12 protein-coding genes are annotated in these 16,034 nt (G+C 73.1%); 7 read left to right on the forward strand and 5 right to left on the reverse strand.

Features of this window, described 5'->3' with window-relative positions:
- Positions 1–102: 102 nt before the first annotated feature.
- Together NDW01_RS20010 and NDW01_RS20015 are read left to right on the forward strand one after the other, a co-directional pair.
- Positions 103–873 (forward strand): class I SAM-dependent methyltransferase, encoded by a 771-nt coding sequence (locus NDW01_RS20010; protein ID WP_252822722.1) that lies wholly within the window; start codon positions 103–105, stop codon positions 871–873.
- A 99-nt stretch (positions 874–972) separates the two neighbouring features.
- Positions 973–2,697 (forward strand): serine/threonine-protein kinase, encoded by a 1,725-nt coding sequence (locus tag NDW01_RS20015; RefSeq protein ID WP_252822724.1) that lies wholly within the window; start codon positions 973–975, stop codon positions 2,695–2,697.
- A 21-nt stretch (positions 2,698–2,718) separates the two neighbouring features.
- Here NDW01_RS20015 and NDW01_RS20020 read toward each other — a convergent pair whose 3' ends face one another.
- Positions 2,719–3,606, reverse strand: a complete 888-nt coding sequence (locus NDW01_RS20020; RefSeq protein WP_252822726.1) for an NAD(P)-dependent oxidoreductase — start codon at positions 3,604–3,606, stop codon at positions 2,719–2,721.
- A 72-nt stretch (positions 3,607–3,678) separates the two neighbouring features.
- Between NDW01_RS20020 and NDW01_RS20025 the strand changes: the two genes are divergently transcribed.
- Together NDW01_RS20025 and NDW01_RS20030 are read left to right on the forward strand one after the other, a co-directional pair.
- Positions 3,679–3,990 (forward strand): winged helix-turn-helix transcriptional regulator, encoded by a 312-nt coding sequence (locus tag NDW01_RS20025; protein WP_406567740.1) that lies wholly within the window; start codon positions 3,679–3,681, stop codon positions 3,988–3,990.
- 256 nt (positions 3,991–4,246) lie between these two features.
- A complete protein-coding gene (locus NDW01_RS20030) occupies positions 4,247–5,824 on the forward strand; it encodes an alkaline phosphatase D family protein (protein ID WP_252822730.1) in 1,578 nt (525 codons plus the stop codon).
- A gap of 148 nt (positions 5,825–5,972) precedes the next feature.
- Here the strand turns inward: NDW01_RS20030 and NDW01_RS20035 are convergent, their stop codons facing one another.
- The 3 genes from NDW01_RS20035 to NDW01_RS20045 form a co-directional block, all read right to left on the reverse strand.
- The gene (locus tag NDW01_RS20035; protein WP_252822732.1) at positions 5,973–7,346 is read right to left on the reverse strand and encodes an FG-GAP and VCBS repeat-containing protein; all 1,374 of its coding nucleotides are present in this window, start codon (positions 7,344–7,346) and stop codon (positions 5,973–5,975) included.
- An 80-nt stretch (positions 7,347–7,426) separates the two neighbouring features.
- Positions 7,427–8,632 carry a L,D-transpeptidase gene (locus tag NDW01_RS20040; protein WP_252822734.1) on the reverse strand — a complete coding sequence of 402 codons (1,206 nt, stop codon included), beginning with the start codon at positions 8,630–8,632 and terminating at the stop codon, positions 7,427–7,429.
- Positions 8,633–8,823: 191 nt separating this feature from the next.
- Complete coding sequence (locus NDW01_RS20045) at positions 8,824–9,606, reverse strand: TenA family transcriptional regulator (RefSeq protein WP_252822736.1); 783 nt, start codon at positions 9,604–9,606, stop codon at positions 8,824–8,826.
- Positions 9,607–9,716: 110 nt separating this feature from the next.
- On the opposite strand from NDW01_RS20045, the gene NDW01_RS20050 reads away from it, so the two are divergent.
- A complete protein-coding gene (locus NDW01_RS20050) occupies positions 9,717–11,066 on the forward strand; it encodes an NAD(P)/FAD-dependent oxidoreductase (protein WP_252822738.1) in 1,350 nt (449 codons plus the stop codon).
- Between the two features lie 137 nt (positions 11,067–11,203).
- On the opposite strand, the gene NDW01_RS20055 is transcribed toward NDW01_RS20050, so the two are convergent.
- Positions 11,204–14,242, reverse strand: a complete 3,039-nt coding sequence (locus NDW01_RS20055) for a hypothetical protein (protein ID WP_252822740.1) — start codon at positions 14,240–14,242, stop codon at positions 11,204–11,206.
- Between the two features lie 208 nt (positions 14,243–14,450).
- Here NDW01_RS20055 and NDW01_RS20060 point away from each other — a divergent pair, with 208 nt between their 5' ends.
- Together NDW01_RS20060 and NDW01_RS20065 are read left to right on the forward strand one after the other, a co-directional pair.
- Positions 14,451–15,056, forward strand: a complete 606-nt coding sequence (locus NDW01_RS20060; RefSeq protein ID WP_252822743.1) for an RNA polymerase sigma factor — start codon at positions 14,451–14,453, stop codon at positions 15,054–15,056.
- Positions 15,049–16,008, forward strand: a complete 960-nt coding sequence (locus tag NDW01_RS20065; protein ID WP_252822745.1) for a CU044_5270 family protein — start codon at positions 15,049–15,051, stop codon at positions 16,006–16,008. The genes NDW01_RS20060 and NDW01_RS20065 overlap by 8 nt, the downstream gene beginning before the upstream one ends.
- The last annotated feature ends 26 nt before the right edge of the window (positions 16,009–16,034 follow it).

Below are 16,034 nucleotides of genomic sequence, written 5' to 3' on the forward strand. Positions count from 1 at the left end.
GAAAAGTAAGCAATTATGCTGATGCGCCCGATCGGCCGGGTAATGATCATGAAGCCATCGGCATCGGCATCGGCATCGGCAGTCGACACGGAGGACGCGACGATGGGGACCGCACAGGTCCGTCAGCACCGCGGCACCACCCCCTACACGCGCCTGCGTGAGGAGCAGGTCCGCCCTCTCTACGCCGCGACGCTCGCGGCGCTGGGGCCACAGCCCGGCACCCGCCTGCTGCACGTCGGCTGCGGAACCGGCACGGCCCTGGCCCTCGCCGCCTTCACCGGCGCGGACGTCGCCGGGCTGGACCCCTCCCCGGACCTGCTGACGCACGCGCGCGACCGGCTGCCGGACGTGGACCTGCGCGCCGCCGAGATCACCGAGCTGCCCTACGACCGGGGCTGCTTCGACCAGGTCATGGCGTTCGACGCGATCCAGCACGCGGCCGCGCCCGCGGTGGCCATCGCGGAACTGGCCCGTGTCACCCGGCCGGGCGGCGTCGTCGCCATCGGCCTGTGGCACAACTGGTCGGGCCGCGAGGCGAGCGCCTTCCTCAGCGCCGTACGGGGCCGGGTGCCCACGCCGCCCACGGACGGACCCCCCGTGCACGACCTGTACCGGCTGCGGGAGGTCATGGTGGAGGCGGGGCTCGACGTCTTCGCCAGCGCGGAGGTCACCCACCGGCACGACTTCGCCTCCCTCGACACCGCGTGGGAGTCGATGATGGCCTCGCCGAACATCGCCCGCGCGATCGACGTCATGGGCGTGGAGGCCGCACACGAGATCTTCGTCGCCAACTTCGCGACGATGCAGCGGTCCGACGGCTCCATCCAGCAGGAGCACCTGTACCAGTACGCCCTCGGCCGCGCCACGAGCTGAGCCGCTCCGGTGCCCGCGCCCCATCGGCATGTCGGCCGGTGCGACCGGCGCTATGGTTACCTCTCGCGTGACCGACGGTAAGAGCGGGAGGACGACCAGATGCCCGAGGGTCATCCGCTGCGACCGGGCGATCCCACGCGACTCGGGGCGTACCGGCTCGTGGGACGCCTCGGCGAGGGCACGCAGGGCGTCGTCTACCTCGGCCGCGACGACGCCGGCACGCACGTGGCGATCAAGCTCCTGCACGCCCGCATGGCGGCCCACCCGCACGCGCGCGACCGCTTCGTCCGGGAGCTGGACGCCGCCAAGAAGGTCGCGCGGTTCTGCACCGCGCAGGTCATCGACGCCGACCTCGCCGGCGACCAGCCGTACATCGTCAGCGAGTATGTCGAGGGCCGGTCGCTGCGATCCCAGATCCTCACCGAGGGCCCCCGGTCGGGCGGCGCGCTGGAGCGGCTGGCGATCAGCACGCTGACCGCCCTCGCCGCGATCCACAAGGCCGGGATCGTGCACCGGGATTTCAACCCGCAGAACGTCCTGCTCGGCGAGGACGGCCCGCGGGTCATCGACTTCGGCATCGCCCGCGCCCTCGGGACCACCCGCAGGAACGAGAGCAACACCCTCGGCACGCCCGCGTACATGGCGCCGGAGCAGATCGCGGGCGGCGACATCGGCGCGCCGGTCGACATGTTCGCCTGGGGCTCCACGATCCTGTTCGCCGCGACCGGGCGCCCGCCGTTCGGCAACGACTCGGTGCCCAGGGTGATGGAGCGCATCGTGCGCGGGGACGCGGACCTCGACCCGCTGCCGGAGCCGCTGCGCTCCGTCGTCGCCGCCTGCCTGGCCAAGGATCCGGCGCGCCGCCCCACCGCCCAGGAGGCGCAGGCCGCGCTGCTCGGGCAGGAGCCCGTCGACGCGCCGCCGGCCCCCTCGGCGTTCGAATCCCCGCGCCCGGGCGCTTTCGCCCCCCCGCCTCCGAATCAGACGACTTTCGACCCTCCGCGGCCGGGCCCGTCGACGTCCGAGCCCCTACGACCAGGACCGACGGCGTACGAGCCTCCGCGACCGGGCCCGTCGGCCTTCGGACCGGCGGGACCGAATCAGGATGGTGAGTGGTCCGGCGCGGCCTCCGCCGTGCCGGACGGGGCGGACGCCGGGTCCCGCGTGGGCGCGCCGGCCGGGTCCCGGCGCTCGGCGGCGCGCTGGGCGGTCGGCGCCGGTGCCGCGACGGCCCTGGTGGCGCTCCTGCTCGCCCTGCTGCTCTGGCCCGACGGCGGCGGCGCCGAGGATTCCGGGAAGACCATGGCCGTCGCCACGACGCCGTCGTCACGCCCGTCGTCCCCCGCTTCGGGCACGCCCACGGACGACAGCCTGCGCGGGGGCCGGACCCCGACTCCGACCCCGACCCCCGGCAGGACCAAGAAGAAGAGCTCCGCCCGCCCGAAGGCGCAGGGCTGTCGCGACTACTCCCGCGCGTACGGGCTGCCCGGCGGCGCCGGAACGGTGATCTTCAAGGGCACCGTCTGCCGGACGGCGTACTCCGGGACGTTCGTCCTGGCCGACACGAAGCCGAAGGACGGCTTCGAGGTCTGCGCGCAGCTGCGCGGCCACCTGAAGGGGTCGCCGGGCGGCTTCATCAGCACCCCGCTGATCTCCTCCAAGGGCCATGGCGTGCAGTCGGTCGACAACGGGCCGACGGTGCGGTTCGGGGCCACGACCAAGCGGACCGAGGACTGGGTCCAGTTGAACGCCGGCCGCTGCCGCCGCTCGGGCTCGACCCTCACGTCGTCCTGGCAGACCCACGAGCGGCTCGCCACCGGCTGACTCCGCGCCGCCGGCCGCCGCTCAGCGCTGGTTCATGAGCTCGATGATCCTCATGAATCCGTCCGTGCCGTGCCCCTGGTCGATCACCCGGCGCGTCAGGTCCTGGACCGTCCGCATCACGCCGGCCTCGATGCCGTGGGCCTCGGACGTGTGCACGATGTGGGCGATGGACGACGCCGCCGAGGTGATCGGATTGATCTCGCCGGAGAAGCTCCCGCCGTCGACGTCCTGCGCGAACTGCTCGAAGATCGACGGGAGGAAGGCGCTGATCCCCGTGGCGAACGGCGCCAGCTCCCCCGCGCTGACGCCCTCCGCCCGCGCCACCGCCAGCGCGTGCGCGTAGCCCGCCATCGTGGTCCAGAAGATGTCGAGCAGCGCGATGTCGTACGCGGCCGCCCGGCCGATCTCCTCGCCGAGATGGGTGTGGGTGCCGCCCAGGGCCTCCAGCGTCGGTCCGTGCTGCCGGTAGAGCTCCTCCGGACCGCTGTGGATGAACGCCGCGGCCGGTGTTCCGACGGTGGTGGCCGGAGTCATGATCGCGCCGTCGAGGTAGCCGATGCCGTGCTCGGCCGCCCAGGCGGCGGTGTCCCGGGCGCGATCGGGGGTGTCCGCGGTCAGGTTGACGATCGTGCGTCCCTTCAGCGCGGCGGTCACCGCGTCCTGCCGCAGCACGGCGTCCGCCGCGTCGTAGTTCACCACGCAGATCACGGTCAGCCCGCTCGCGGCGACCGCGGCCTCGGGCGATGGGGCCCCGACCGCGCCGCGTCCGGTCAGCTCCCGGTCCCTGCCCGCCGTCCGGTTCCACACCGTCGTGCGCAGGCCGGCGTCGAGGAAGGCGCCGGCCAGTGCCCGGCCCATCGGCCCGAGGCCGAGTACGGTGACGGCAGAATCCGGGGTGTAAGAGGTCATGATCGACTCCTGGGTCGTATAGGTGGGATGACGATGACGCGCAGCCGTGCTCGGGACACGAATGTCTGCGGAGTGACCGCGGCGATCGCGGTGATCGACGGCAAATGGAAGACGATCCTGCTCTGGCTGCTGGAATCGCGTCCGTACCGTCCCGGTGAACTGCGCCGGCGGCTGCCCGGCCTGACCGAAAAGGTGCTGACTCAGACGCTCCGGGAGATGGAGGCCGACGGTCTCGTCCATCGCGAGGTGCACGATGAGCGGCCGTTGAAGACCGTGTACTCCCTGACGCCTTTCGGCCGTGACCTGTCCGAAGCACTGGCGCCGCTGTCCGACTGGGGCCACCGGCGTCTGGAGAGACTCGCCGGAAGCGAGCCGGTTTCCTGATACACCGCCGTCCCTCCGTGTTCTCTTCTCGGGCCGTCACGCCGGAGAAGAAGACGATCGCCGCCCGGCGTGACGGCACGGAATTTCCACGACCAAGCTTCGGGCCCCCGAATCCCGCCGACAAGTACCCACAAAAAGGTGGGTATCCGCAGCGCCGTTCCGGACGAGGCGCGGGTCACGTGGCGTCAACCGGATGTTGACCGGCCGGTCAACGGCAGGTCTCACCGCCCTCAGCGGCGCGATCTGAACTGAGGGAGTGGATCTAACACGCAGGAGCCTCCTGATCGGCGCGGCCGGGCTGCCGCTGGCCTCCCGGAGAACGGGCGACCCCTTCACGCTGGGCGTGGCATCGGGCGACCCCACGGCCGACGGCATCGTCCTGTGGACCCGCCTGGCGCCCCGGCCGCTCGCCGACGGCGGGCACGGGGGCATGCCGGACCGGGACGTGGACGTCGAGTGGCAACTCGCCGAGGACGAGCGGTTCACCCGCGTCGTACGGTCCGGCACCGCGACCGCGCGGCCGTCGTGGGCGCACAGCGTGCACGTCGAGCCCGCCGGGCTGCAGCCGGGCCGGGAGTACTTCTACCGGTTCCGCACCGGCGGCCACCTCTCACCGACGGGCCGGACGCGGACCGCCCCCGCCCCGGGCACGGCGCCGGACCTGGCGTTCGGCGTGGTGTCGTGCTCCAACTACGAGCAGGGCTACTTCACCGCCTACCGGCGTCTCGCCGAGCAGCAGCCCGACCTCGTGCTGCACCTCGGCGACTACATCTACGAGTACGCGCCGGGCGGCTACCGGAACTCGACCGGGACGATCGTCCGCTCCCACACCGCGCACCACTGCCAGACGCTCGCGCAGTACCGGCTCCGGCACGCGCAGTACAAGACCGACCCGGACCTGCGCGCGCTGCACGCCCTCGCGCCGTGGATCGCCGTCAACGACGACCACGAGGTGGAGAACGACTGGGCGGGCGTCCACCCGGGTACGTCGGGCCGGCCGGGCTTCGCGCAGCGCAAGACGGCGGGCTACCGCGCCTACTACGAGCACATGCCGCTGCGCCGCTCGGCGCTGCCCCGCGGGTCCGTGATACGGCTCTACCGGCGGCTGGCCTGGGGCGACCTGACGACGTTCCACGTTCTGGACACCCGCCAGTACCGGGACGACCAGGCGTGCGACGACGGCCTGCGCGCCGACTGCGCCGCGCGCCTGGCCACCGGTCGGACACTGGTCGGATCCGCCCAGCGGGCCTGGCTCGCCGCCGGGCTCCGCGCCTCCCGGACCCGCTGGAACCTGCTGGCCCAGCAGATCTTCATGGCCCAGCACGACTACCACCTCGGGCCGGGCAGGGAGGTCGTCGTCGACACCTGGGACGGTTACACCGCCGACCGGGACCGGATCCTGGGCGACGTCGTCGCCTCGGGCGCGCGGAACCCGGTCGTCCTGACCGGCGACATCCACTGTCACTACGCGAGCGACCTGCTCGTCGACTTCGACGACCCGGACTCGCGGCGGGTCGGCGTCGAGCTGGTGACCACCTCGGTGACGAGCGACGGCGACGGCTACGACACACCGGCGGCCCGCGCGATCGAACTGGCCGAAAACCCGCACATCGCCTACGCCGACCAGCGCCGCGGCTTCATCGCCGCCCGGCTGACGGCCACCGAGCTGCGGGCCGACTTCCACACGCTCCCGTACGTGACGAGACGGCACGCCCCCAGCACCGTCACGGCGAGCTTCACCGTCGCCGACGGCGCCCTCCGCCTCTCCCGGGCCGCCGCGCCGGCGCGACGCGCTGCCCCGGCCGCCGCGGCCGAAGCACCCCACCGCCCCTGATCACCTTGGCCGAAGCGCCGCCGCCCCTGAGCGTCGCGACCGAAGCACCCTGCCGTCCTGATCACCGCGCTCGAAGCGCCGCCGTCCCCCTGAGCACCGCGACCGAAGCGCCGCGCCGCTCCCTGATCATCGCGGCGCCCGGGAGCGCTCAGGAGACGGCGTAGCCGAGGAGCTCGCCCGCCGTGCCCGCCTGCACGGCGGTCGTCCGGGAGCCTCGCGCTAGGAACGCGGCGCCGCCGAAGCCGCCGGCGCCCGGCGCGCCGATCAGCAGGTCCCGGCCCCGGACCGCCAGGGACCACCCGAACTGGGCGGTCCCCCCGGCCGGGGAGGTGACGACGGTGCCGCGTCTCAGGCCCCGCCGGCGGCGGCCGTCGAGGATCTGCACGACGCCACCGCCCGGAGCGCCGGCCGCGAGGTCGGCCATGCCGTCACCGGTCAGGTCACCGGCCGCCAGCGCGGATCCCAGCCGGTCCTCGGGGCCGGTCCGGCGGAGCGTCCACACGTCCTCTCCCCCGGAGCCGTACAGGACGTGCACCGCGCCCTGCGCGACGTTGTCCGGCATCGCCGTGTCGTCCTCGCCCGGCACCCCGATGGCGAGATCGTCGGTGCCGTCGTGGTCGAAATCGCCGGCGGCCAGCGCCGCGCCGAACTCGTCGTAGCGTTCGGGAACGCCCCGCACTCCGGGGCTGTCCTCGGTGATCAGCCGGGACCGGTGCGCGGCCGGATCGATGACGGTCACCGCGCCCGACGCCTCGATGCCGTCGCCGGGCGCGCCGACGGCGATCTGCATCCGCCGGCCCCGGCCGAAGGCGCCGAACGCGCCGACCGCCAGGGCCGTGCCGAAGCCGTCGGTCGGGCCCGAGGGCTGCCGCACCCAGGAGGTGTGCTGGGTGATCAGGCGGGCGGTGCGCAGACCGCGGGTGAACAGGCCGACCCCGCCGCCGCCCGCGAGGCCGGGGACGCCGACCAGGAGGTCATCCCGGCCGTCGTGGTCCAGGTCCGCCGCCGCAAGGGCGGCACCGAAGCGATCACCTGCCGGCGTACGGCCGAGGCTCCGCACGCTCAGGGTCATGCGCGGGCGCAGGCCGCCGGGTGAGCCGAAGTACACCGCCACGACGCCCGTACCGTCGGCCCCGGGACGCGCCCGCCCCTGGTCGGAGGCCGCCACTGCCAGGTCGTCGCAGTGGTCGCCGTCGAAGTCGCCGACGGCGACCGTGCCGCCGAACCCCGCGCCGGCCTGCGCGGGACTCGGCCGGAGCCAGGCGGGGCGGCCTCCGTAGCGGACGGCGACCGCTCCGGCCCGGCGGCGGCCCTCGCTCGTCGCGTACGGCGCGCCGACGGCCAGGTCACGGACGCCATCCCCGTCGAAGTCCGGGGCGGCCCCGGCGTGGCAGCGTCGGGCCGGTTCGAAGGCCGCGCGGACGACCCGGGCGCCCGGATGCCGGGCGGGGACCGGCACCGTGGCCGCGGCGCAGGTGGGGAGCAGGACGACGGCGATCAGGCTCAGGCGGGCGATGCTCACTCAGGAACGGTGCCCATAGGGTGGAACGACCGGCTTCCGGGCGGATGACCATCCGCTGACTTCTGCCCGTCGGTCCGGCGTCAGCGGTGGAGGGCGCTGCCCTTGAGCCACTTCCGCCACGGCATCTGGTAGAACGACCAGCCGTTGTCCGGCTCGACCTGCCGGTCCGTTCCCGTGGCGATCACCGGGTCGCCGGGCTGGGAGTGCTTGTAATACCAGATGGCGTCCTCGCGGGACTGGCGGATGCAGCCGTGGCTGCAGTTGCGGTTGCCGAGGCAGCCCTCGTCGCCTGGGGTCTGGTGGAGGTACTCACCGGCGTTGGAGACGCGGACGGCGTAGTGGATCAGTTCGCTGTAGTAGCCGGGGTCGCCGGGCCCGCGGCCCGGGGAGGTCATCGTGACGTCCTCGTCCTTCTCCATGTTGAGGTGGATTCCGCTGGTCGTGGTGTACTCGCGGGTCTCCCCGTTGCCCGCGCTGATCGGGATGGTCCGCACCGGCTTGCCGTCCCAGTCGACGCGCATGTGGTGGCCCGCGATGTCGAGGTGGGAGATCTGCGCCCGCCCGATCCGGTACGTCCGGGTGAAGTCCTTGGTGCCGTAGGTGTCGTTCCCGAACGGAACGCCGGTGAGGTGGGCGACGAGCCGCACCGTCTGGTGGGCCGGCCAGAAGAACTTGGGCCGGTAGACGACCTGTTTGCCCTCGTCGAACCAGTGCCACGCTCCCTCGATCGGCTTGTCGGCGATCACCTGGAGCGCCTTCTCGACCGCCGCCCGATCCTTGATCGTCTTGTCGAAGTTCAAGATGATCGGGAGCCCGACGCCGTAGGTCTCCTTCCGCCGGTCCTCCAGGACGGGGTCCTGGGACACCGTCACCGTGCTGGGCGTCCCCGTCGTGCGGAAGCTGCTCACCGCTGTGGACGTCCGTCCGTCGGCGTTCCGTGCGACGGCGTGGACGCTGACGTTCGCCGCCGGTTCGAGCCCCCATCGGGATCGCCACTCCGTACGGTCCCTGCTGAACTCGCCGGAGACCCTCCGTCCGCCGCTGTCGAGCACGACGTCGGCCAGCCGGCCGCTCGTCGCCCGGACCACGACGGGCTTGTCGGGCCGCACGGCCGAGGTGCCGTTGCCCGGTGCGATCATCACGCGGGCCGCCGCGGCGTCCGCCTTGACCTTCTCGGCGCTCTCTCCGGCGGCCCGGTTACCGCCATTGCAACCCGCGGTCATGACCAGGGCGGTCCCCGTGACCGCGCTGAGCGCCAATTGCGTCCGAATGGCATCGACGTGCATGTCCAGCCCTTCCAACGGCCCAGCCGACGGCAAAAATTGATCCCCTACGAGATACCCATCGAGGATCGGGAGAATGCAGCCCACTTCGGCCGTCACCGCTGCGTCAGGGAGGAAAATGGCACGTCGCTGCCCGTTCTGAGCAGTACGCTACGCTGAAGCTTAATGCCGTTTTACCCTCTTGAGGACCTACATTACGTGATATTCACCGGAAATGCCCGATTTTCGTAACTGGCGTCGAAGGCCCTCCGGAACAACTCCAGCGACCGGCGCACCGCCGACTCGACCTTCGCGTGCTCGGCTCCGTCCCGGACGGTCAGCTTGATCAGCTCGAACGCCTCCCGGGGATGCGCGTCGTCGTACTCCGCGTGCTCGGTCAGCCAGCGGAGGGCGGCCGCGTCGTCGCCGTACCTGTCCCGGAACGCGGGCAGGACGAGGCGCGTCCACTCCCCCGTGACCCCCTCGATCGCGTAGTTCACCGCGCCGAACGCCTCGGCCAGACCGCCCCGGTAGCAGACCGACCACAGGTACTCGTACAGCGCGCCGACCTCCGGGCAGGGCCGGTGCGAGACCAGCTCGTCGAAGCCGATGCCGAGCGCGGCCGCCCAGTCGGCGTACCACTGGGCATGGAGGGCCTCGGTCCGGATGTTCCCGATCAGCCAGTCGCGGGCGAGGTGATCCCCCGGAACCTGGCCGAAGGTGGTCTTGGCCAGATAGACGCCCATGTACTTCGGGAACGCCTCGACCACGCAGAAGAAATCAAGCAGAATCCGCCGCCACGCCTCCTCTGGGAACGGCCCATGGACCGTCTCGGTGAAGATCTTCGCCTCGAGCACCGCGGTCCAGTCCGGCCGGAGCGAATCGACCATCGACCGAGCCCAGGCGGGATGCGGTGTCTCGGTCAGTTCGTTCTTCACCATGCGGTGATGGCGGGTCCGGGAGGGAACCTGTGAATGGCCGCCGGCAGTGGTCGCCATGATCCGACTCCTCGCTCGTCCATACGAGTATCGGCGCGTCCTTCACATAGGGTCAATATCTGCGTTCTCATATGATTTCTGAGCGCACTCCCCGCGACCGGAGACCTCGAGTGAAACGCGAACACGCCATCGTCATCGGCGGAAGCATGGCCGGCCTGCTCACCGCCCGCGTCCTGACCGCCCACTTCGAACGGGTCACCCTCATCGACCGCGACCGGTTCCCCGCCGATCCGGTGTTCCGGCCCGGCGTGCCGCAGTCCCGGCACCTGCACGTCCTCTGGACGCGCGGCCTGGAGATCGCCGAGGCGCTGTTCCCCGGTCTGGAGGCCACGTTACGCGCGGCCGGCGCCGAAGAGGTCCGTGTGCCCGCCGACGTCCTCTGGCTCACCTCGGCGGGCTGGCGCGAACGCTTCGACGCGACGCGGCTGCTGACGTTCAGCCGCCCACTGCTCGACCATGCCGTACGGGACCGGCTCACCGGCCCCCCGGACGGCGGGCGCAAACCCGTCGACGTCCTCGACGGGCACCGGGTGACCGGCCTCCTCCCCCGCGGCGGGGACGTCGCCGGGGTGATCCTCGGCGACGACGGCGAACTCCACGCCGACCTGGTCGTCGACGCCACCGGCCGCGGGTCGCGGGCGCCGGAATGGCTCGCCGCACTCGGCCACCCGACGCCGCCGGAGACCCGGGTCGATCCGCTCCTGGGGTACGCCAGCCGCTACTACGCCATACCGCCCGGGTTCGATCCCGGCTGGAAGGCGCTGTACATCCAGGCCGACCCGCCCGCGACCCGGCGCACCGGCGGGCTGTTCCCCCAGGAGGGCGGCCGCTGGATCTGCAGCCTCTCCGGCGCGGGACGCGACTACGGCCCGTCCGAGGAGACCGCGTTCCTGGAGTTCGCCAAGGGGCTGCGCAGCCCCGTCCTGTACAACGCCATCCGCGACGCCGAGCCGCTGACCCCCATCGTCGCCTACCGCCGCACGGCCAACCACCGCCGGCACTACGAGCGGCTGCCGTCCTGGCCGCGGGGCTTCGTCGTCACCGGCGACGCCGCGTGCGCCTTCAACCCCATCTACGGCCAGGGCATGAGCGTCGCCGCCGTCGCGGCCCTGGTCCTCGACCGCTGCCTGCGCGACCCCCGTCCCGGTTTCGAACGGCGCTTCCAGCGCGGCGCCGCCCGCAGCGCCGCCGGTGCATGGCTCGTCGCCACCGGTGAGGACCTGCGTTACCGGGAGACCGAGGCCGCGCCCGTACGGCTGCGGACCCGCGTCATCAACGCGTACGTCGACGAGGTCGTGGCCACCGCCAACGTCGACCGGCGGGTGTGCGAACGCCTGGTCCACGTGCTGGCGCTGATGGCCGCACCGACGTCGCTGTTCGCCCCGGCCGTGCTCGCGCGGGTCGCCGCCCACCGCGTCCGCCGGCCCGCCCCGGTCGCCATGCCCATCCGCCCGACCTGACCCACCGGTCCGGGGGCCAACCGGTCCCGATCCGCCGGCTCCGGCCCCCGCTCGGATCCCGGCTACTCGTGCCCCGGACCTGTTCGGGTCCGGGCCCTGATCCGGTGTCCTTGGCATCGTGCCGGCCCGACGCCGGGCTACCTGTCGGACGGCGGCGGGAAACGGCGGCGGAAACGGTCGAACCGGCCGGGCGCTCCACCGATGTCACGCTCGGGCGGCGCGGGCGGGGACTGCGTACGCGCGGGATCGTTCGCCGGGTCGTCGACGGAGGGATCGGTCTCCGGCCCCGGCGCGGCCCCCTGTGACGCACCCGGCACGCCCGCGCCGCCGGGTGCCCCGGGGGGATTCGCCCCGCCGGAGGTGTACGAGGTGCCGGGGGCACCCGGCGGGCCGGGTAGGCCTGGTCCGCCGGGGAGACCCGGCGACGGGTACGTCGCTCCCGTGTCCGGCGCGGCACCGGCCGGACCGGGCGTGTGGAACGGCGTCCCGCCGTACGCCGATGAGGAGGGCGGGGCTCCCCCCGGAAGGGGCGAGGAGGCACCGGGAGCCGGCCCCGTGCCCGGAAATGTCGGCGGAGCAGGAGGCACCGGCCGCTGACCCGGCGGCGAGGGAAACGGCGCCGGGCCGAGAGGATCGGCCGCCGCCCGGCCGGGGACGCGCGGGTCGTCCGGCGCCTGCGGAGAAAAGCGCGGGTCGGCGGGCAGGCCGCCCGTCGCAAGCGGGTCGGCGGTCGGCCCACCCGTCGCGAGCGGGTCGCTCAGCGGATCCCTCAACCGCCGCCGACCGGTCAACGGATCGCTCGTCCCCCGCCGATCGGCCAACGGGTCACTCGGCGTCTGTGGAGCGGCCGCCGGGGTACCTGGACTGCGCGGATCGGTCAACGGCCCACCCGGGGTCCACCCATCCGCCAACGGATCATTCGGCACCTGCGGACCGGCCGGAGGACCGCCCGGACGGCGAGAATCGGCCGACGGGGCGCCCAGACCACGCGGATCGGTCAACGGCCCACCCGGAATCCGCCCATCGGCCGGCGAGCCACTCGGCACCTGCGGAGCGGCCGACGGGGCCCCCAGACCGAGGGGATCGGTCAACGGCCCGCCCGGGATCCGCCCATCGGCCGCCGGATCGCCGGGTGCCGGGGAGGCGGCGGGCAGATCGCTCGATCTCCGCGGGTCGGCCGATGAGCCGGTCGGCGGCTCGACCACATTGTGCGGCCCGGTCTGTGGCTGGGCCGGAGCGTGCGGACCGGTCTGCGACTCGGCCAGGGCATGCGGACCGGTCTGCGAACCGGCCAAGGGCTGCGGACCGGTCTGCGAACCGGCCGGAGCCTGCGGATCCGCGGCATGCCGCGCGTGCCGCGCCGAGGTCGTGGGTCTCAGGTGGCTTTTCGCGAACTGCTCCACCTGTGCCTTGGCCTCGTCGGCCTCCGCCCGCGCGGCGTCGCGTTCGGCGATCATCGTGGCCAGCGCGGCGCGAAGCTGGCTCAGCATGCTGGACCGTTCCTTGGCCTGCAGCTGGTACTGCGCCAGCTTGGTCCGCGCCTCCTCCAGCTCACGGCGAGCGGACTCGATCTCCTCGGTGAGCCGTGCGGCCTCCTCCACGCGGGGCCGTGCCGTTTCGAGTTCCCCGCGCGAGGTCTCCAGGTCGGCCCGGACCGTCTCCAACTCGCTCCGAGCGCCGTCCAGCTCGGCACGGGCACGGTCCAAATCGGCACGGGCGCTCTCCGCGTCGCCCCGAGCGGTCTCCAACTCGGCGCCAGTGCTCTCCAGATCCCCGCGAGCGCTCTCCAGCTCGGTGCGAGTGCCCTCCAAGTCGCCGCGGACGCTCTCCAGCTCGGTGCGGGCCTCCTCCCGCTCGGCACGGGTGCGTTCGAGCTCGCCGCGGAGCTCCTCGGCCTCGGCCATCGCCGTATCCCGCTGGCCGCTCACCTCGTCGGCGTGCGCGCGTGCCTCCAGGGCCTGCCGGTCGGCTGCGGCCCGTGCCTGTTCGGCGGCCGCACGAGCGCTCTGCGCGAGTTCGGCCGTGGTGCGCATCTTGTTCAGCTCAGACTCGGCGGCTCGGAGCTGCGAGCGCATCTCCTCCACCGCCGCGGCCCGTTTCTGCAGCTCTTTGGCCTCGGCGAGCTCCGCCCGATGGCGCGCGTTCTCGTCGCGGGCCAGGTCCAGTGCCGAGGTCAGTTCGGCGATCCGGTGGGTGAGACGGTCGCGCTCCTCGCGTACGGCCGTGATCGCCTCGGTCGCCGCCTCCGCCGTCCGGGTCGCCTGGTCCCCGATGTCGCGCGCGGCGTCCCGTTCGGTGCGGGCGGCCTCCAATCGCGAGGTCAGCTCGGCGACGGCGGTCTCGGCCCGCTCGGCCCGGCGCCGTACGTCCCCGAGCTGGGCGAGTACCTGTTCGGCGTCCAGCCGGGCCGCCTCGCGGTCCCGCTGCGCCTCGGCGACGGCGGCGGCCGCCTCCGCCCTCGCCTCGGCGATCCGCCGCTCGACTCCCGCGACGCTGAGATCCGCCGTCAGGGACATCGCCAGCAGCTCGGCGACGTCCTCCAGCCGTTCGACCATGTCCCAGGTCCGCGCGACCTGCCCGGCGAGACCCGGGGAGTCCTGGTCGCGGCGGCGCCGCTCGGCCGCCGTCTGGGCGCAGGCGCCGTCGTTGTCGAGGCAGTACCGCACGACGGGTCCCGCCTCGCCCGGCTGCGGGATCGGACGCCCGCAGTAGGCGCAGGGGCGCGTCACGGCGTCACTCCCGTCCGGGGACGGGAAGGGTCGCGTCACGGCGGCGTCGCTCCCGTCCGGGGACGGGAGCGGTCGCATCCCGTCTTGGGAGGGGGGCGGGTCCTTCTGTCTCGCCGAGGCGTCGTCGGCCGGGTGGGCGTCCGGCCCCGGCGCGCCTTGTTCGGCGAGCCGGTCGCTCTCGCCTTCACCTTCGTCCACCGATCCGGAGCCCGTCTCAGGGGTTTCCTCGTCCGCTCGGGAGGTCTCGTCCCGTACGGCGTCCTCCTGCGCGGGAACGGTGTTCCGGGAGTCCTCCGCCGCCGGGGCGGTATCGGCCGAAGCCGGAGCGGCGTCCGTGTCGGCCGCGGAGCGGTCCGTACCGGGCGGGCCGGCAGGGCCCGGGGCGTCGTCGCCGGAGGTCACGGCGGCATCGGGCTCGGGCACGTTGTCGTCCGTCGGGCCGGACACGCTCATCCCCCTTGCGATCCGTGATCGGGATGATCTCAATTGTCAGCCCGAAGACCGTATCTCCCTTCGTCCCCTCCGGGGAACGCAACGGCGAGGTTCGGTGCCCGGAGATGCCGCGACCGGCGCCGTGAAGAAGATTTCGGCCGGCGACTGAGTACGGGTGACCGCCGAACGCCTCGGAAAGGCCGGACATGACAAGGAGCCACGGATGACCGCCGCACACGGCGTCGTCGCCTCACAGGACGAGGACGCCGCGGTGATCGGACGGTCGTGGCACGAGCCTGATCAGTTCAAAGTGATCTACGACAGGTACTTCCCGCAGATCTACCGGTACGTGGCCGGGCGGCTCGGCCGTGACGTCGCCGACGACGTCGCGGCGGAGACCTTCCTCACCGCGTTCCGCAAGCGCGACCGGTTCGACCCGGAGCGCGGCGCCGTACGCCCCTGGCTGTTCGGCATCGCCACCAACCTGGTCGGGCAGTACCGGCGCGACGAGAGCAGGCGCTACGCCGCACTGGCCCGCCTGGGCGGTGACACGGCGGGCGGCGAGCACGAGGAGCGGGTCGCCGCACGGGTCACCGCGGAGGGCGTGCGGCCACGGCTCGCGCAGGCTCTCGCGGCGCTGCCGGAGGGGGACCGCGACGTGCTGCTGCTCGTCGCGCTGGGCGGCCTCGGCTACGAGGAGGCCGCCCAGGCGCTGGAGATTCCCGGGGGCACCGTCGGATCGCGGTTGAGCAGGGCTCGGAAGAAGCTGCGGGAGGCTCTGGGCGGGACCGACCCCACGTCTACGGAGGAGCAGAAGTCCCATGGATGACATCCGCGAGGTCACCGAACTGCTGGAGGAGGGCGACCCGTCGGCGGCGGTGATGGCGATGGGCCGGCGGCGGCTGGACGAGCTGATCCGTCAGGAGCCGGCGAGGGCTCCGCGCGAGGTGCCCGCCGACCGGAGGCGACAGGGGCGCCGCCGGCTCCGCTGGGCCCTGCCCGGGCTCGGGCTGGTCGCCGCCGGAACCGCCGCCGCCGTCGTCCTCACGGGCACGTCGGCTCCGTCGCACGGCCCCCGGCCCGTACCGGCGAAGAGCGAGCAGCGGCTGTCCGGCCGGGAGGTCCTGCTGGCCGCCGCGGTGAGCGCCGGGAAGACGCCGCCGACGACCGGGAGGTACTGGCACATCCGGCGAATCGACATGATCACGATCTCGGGCCGGCGACCCACGGGGAACGTGCTGGAGACCTGGGCCGCCAAGGACGGCTGGTGGTACATGGGCACGGCCGGCCTGGAGAACGGCGGGGGCGCGCTGGACAAGAAGAAGTACAAGGGCGGCAGGTCCTTCGAGCTGGACGACCACATGCTGTCCTTCGACCGGCTCCGGGGGCTGCCGGCCGACCCACAGCGGCTGACGGCCTGGGCGCGCGCGTTCTCCCGCGGGCTCAACTCGGAGTGGCGGCCGAAGGACGTGGAGGATGCGACCACCGGCACACTGGGCGCGCTGCTGTACGCGGTCCCCGTCTCTCCGAGCGTACGCGCGGCCGCCTTCCGGGCACTCGCGCGGCGGCCCGGCGTGACGGCCGGCGGCCGGGTCAAGGACTCCCGGGGACGCGTGGGACAGGCCGTGAAGATCGGGCCGTACGACCTGATCGTCGACCCGAAGACCGCGTTCGTCCTGGAGGAGACGTCGGGGCCGATGGACAAGTTCAAACGGGCGTCGACGGTCTACCTCGAGGTCGGCTGGACCGACGAGAAGCCCCACGTGCCGGCCGCCTCCTGACCGGCGGCGAAGAGTCCCGGTACGCG

It is taken from the genome of Actinoallomurus soli (assembly GCF_024055715.1).
In the GTDB taxonomy this organism is placed as follows: domain Bacteria; phylum Actinomycetota; class Actinomycetes; order Streptosporangiales; family Streptosporangiaceae; genus Actinoallomurus; species Actinoallomurus soli.